Origin of the sequence: Clostridium tarantellae, from assembly GCF_009295725.1 — a bacterium.
Taxonomy (GTDB): domain Bacteria; phylum Bacillota; class Clostridia; order Clostridiales; family Clostridiaceae; genus Sarcina; species Sarcina tarantellae.
The window spans coordinates 1-2,784 of sequence record NZ_WHJC01000377.1 but is presented as its reverse complement, the minus strand read 5'-3'; the positions used below and the strand labels follow the sequence as shown (position 1 = coordinate 2,784).

Below are 2,784 nucleotides of genomic sequence, written 5' to 3'. Positions count from 1 at the left end.
ATTTTAGATTTTTTAATTAAGGGGGAAAAACTATGGTAAAAATAAGGGTTCCAGCTACTTCAGCAAATATAGGACCAGCATTTGATTGCTTAGGAGTTGCTTTAAACCAATATAATGTATTTGAATTTTCAAAAATACTTAAAGGTGTGGAATTTGAAGGGTTTAAAGATGAGTTTTGTAATGAAAATAATTTAGTGTATAAAGCAATGAAAAAAGTTTATGAAAAAGCTGGTAAGAATATGGGAGGGATAAAAATAGCTCTATTAGAAAATAATATACCTATTAGTAGTGGCCTTGGAAGTAGTTCAAGTTGTATAGTAGCAGGGTTATTTGGTGCTAATTCAATTTTAGGAAATAGATATTCAAAGGATGAATTATTAAATATGGCCATAGAAATAGAGCAACATCCTGATAATGTAGCGCCTGCCATATTAGGGGGAATGGTTTTAGCTTTAGTAGAATGGGGAGAAGTTTATTATGAAAAAATAAAGGTAAGTGATAGTCTTAAGTTTATTACTGTTATACCTGATTTTCCTCTTTCAACTAATGAATGTAGAAATATATTACCTAAAAAGGTGGATTTTAGAGATGCTATTTACAATACTACTAGATCTGCTATGACAGTAGCTAGTTTTATAAAGGAAGATTATGAAAAATTAAAATATTATTGTAATGATAGACTTCATGAACAATATAGATATGTATTAATTCCTAAGCATAAAGAAATATTAGATATCTTAAATGGAAATGGATGTGTTTGTTCATTTTTAAGTGGAGCAGGACCAACTATTATCGGCATAAATAATTGTTGTGAAGATAATAATGTTAATGCTATAAAAGAAAAGATAAAAGAAATAAAAGATTATAAATATAGTGTGAAAGTTTTAAAGACAAGTTCAGGGGTAAAAATATATTAAAAATAAATTTTATATTAATTATTTTTATATTTAGGAGTGTTAAGAATTTAAAGCAATACTTATGTAGTCTATTACAATTCTTTAGCACTCCTTTAAATAAATAATTATTTTATTATAACATTATTTTAAATTTTAGTAGGATAAGTTTAAATTTATTGTAATGGAGTAGCTTTACCAGCATCTATAACTACATCTGTAACAGTTGATTTATTAAATTCACCGCTAATTTCAGCAACATATTCTTTAGAAAAACTTTTTAATATACTTTGAATGTATGGTTTTTTTGAAGCTATTAATAAGTTCCAATTCCAAGGGGTAGAATCAGGTATATTTTTGTTAGTATATTGTTTATTTAAATCTTCAATGGCTGAAAGGCTATCATTTCCAAAGGTATAGGTTAATGAAGCATAATTTCCATACCAAAAAATAGAATGATCTTTATAAATGGTAGATGGTTTTAGAAGTTGACCTTGAAAAGTAACGTTAAACATTACTTTTGCTAGTGCAGTATAAGGAACTTTAATATTAGCTTTATATGCTAATACCTTTATAGGAATACTACTATTAGGTGGTACAGAGCGAGAAAATTCATCTGTATTTTCTTGAGTGAATGTTTCATCTTTTTGTTGACCGAAAGTATGCTCTTGGGAAAAATTATAAGAAATTTCAAATTCTTGAGTTAATCCAGGTACTTCAATATTATAATTATAGCGAAGAGATACACTATTAGATATGCTGTTGGAAGAATAATTACTAGTTGTATCTGATTTTGAAAAAGTAAAGGATTTTGTTACGGTAGCAGTAGTATCATCTCTATTTATATATCTTGTTGAAGTTACAACCTCAGAAGCTAAATCTGTGATTTTAGGCTCTTTAGTAGAAATTGTTTCCGGTATAAATTCAAGTTTAAAATTTGAAAATGTAATTTTTACACGTCTAGGAACAAAAAATCCTGGATCAGCACCAGGTAATTCAACAGGACTTAGAGTTCCTTGAAGAATATAGTCAGAACCAGATTTTTCTAAATTCATATTTTCTCCAATTTTTTTAGTTCCATCTCCATAAGCTCCATAAAAGCCTAAAGAATGAGCAATTAAACACCATTGTTTTATAAATGAAGGGCTAGAAACAAGTTTGTACTTAAGACTTTCTATATCATGATATTCATTTTCTTTTATTATAATATAATTTGATAAATCAGTATTGTTAATCATAAAAATTTAAGCTCCTTTTATTAAGTTATTAAGATTAAAAAATAAACTAAAATTGCTCAGTTATTATAGGGTTATCAATAGTTCCTGTTACATTGAATGTAAAATTTTTATTTGAATTAAGAGACATATGATATATTGGATTTTCTTTATTTGATGAATTTATGGAGTTTATAATTAAATAAAGAAATTTCGCATTAATTGGAAAAGAAATTTGTCTAGTAAATGAAGGAGAGAATTCTCGAGAGTTTGAAGAATAGTTTTTTTCTCCTATTGTATATATTATATTAAAATTTATTGGAAAATTTGATGAATTTATTATTTGCACATGATTAACTTCAATAGAAGGTATTAAATTATTAGAGGGTATTGAATTAAAGGGAGTAGCATTATTAGTTTTTAAGTCTGATATATTATTATCTATAGCATCAGGAAAACTAATATCATCAATATAAGAAATATTATACATAAAATTTATTCTCCTTTAATAAAAGTATATTACCAATATATATGTACATATATGTAATTGTTACAAATTTCAACAAATAAATATAAAACTTAAAATGATAAATGTATATTTTAGGCGAATTTAAATTAATCAGCTATAAAAAATTAATTATTTTAATAATAGCATTATGTTTTGTATTGTTAATTTA

The 2,784-nt window shown here is 25.6% G+C and carries 3 protein-coding genes; 1 reads left to right on the top strand and 2 read right to left on the bottom strand.

What is annotated here, in order from left to right:
- The first annotated feature begins 32 nt into the window (after positions 1-32).
- Entirely contained in the window at positions 33-917 is an 885-nt protein-coding gene (gene thrB / locus GBZ86_RS14675; protein WP_152891882.1) for a homoserine kinase, read from the top strand.
- Positions 918-1,069: 152 nt separating this feature from the next.
- On the opposite strand, the gene GBZ86_RS14670 is transcribed toward thrB, so the two are convergent.
- Together GBZ86_RS14670 and GBZ86_RS14665 are read right to left on the bottom strand one after the other, a co-directional pair.
- Entirely contained in the window at positions 1,070-2,131 is a 1,062-nt protein-coding gene (locus GBZ86_RS14670) for an aerolysin family beta-barrel pore-forming toxin (RefSeq protein ID WP_152891880.1), read from the bottom strand.
- Between the two features lie 46 nt (positions 2,132-2,177).
- A complete protein-coding gene (locus tag GBZ86_RS14665; RefSeq protein WP_152891878.1) occupies positions 2,178-2,597 on the bottom strand; it encodes a hypothetical protein in 420 nt (139 codons plus the stop codon).
- Between the last annotated feature and the right edge of the window lie 187 nt (positions 2,598-2,784).

What these genes read in the sequence shown, in the direction of transcription:
- GBZ86_RS14670 (WP_152891880.1), bottom strand. Translation starts at nt 2,131, where the DNA reads ATGATTAACAATACTGATTTATCAAATTATATTATAATAAAAGAAAAT.
- GBZ86_RS14665 (WP_152891878.1), bottom strand. Translation starts at nt 2,597, where the DNA reads ATGTATAATATTTCTTATATTGATGATATTAGTTTTCCTGATGCTATA.
- thrB (WP_152891882.1), top strand. Translation starts at nt 33, where the DNA reads ATGGTAAAAATAAGGGTTCCAGCTACTTCAGCAAATATAGGACCAGCA.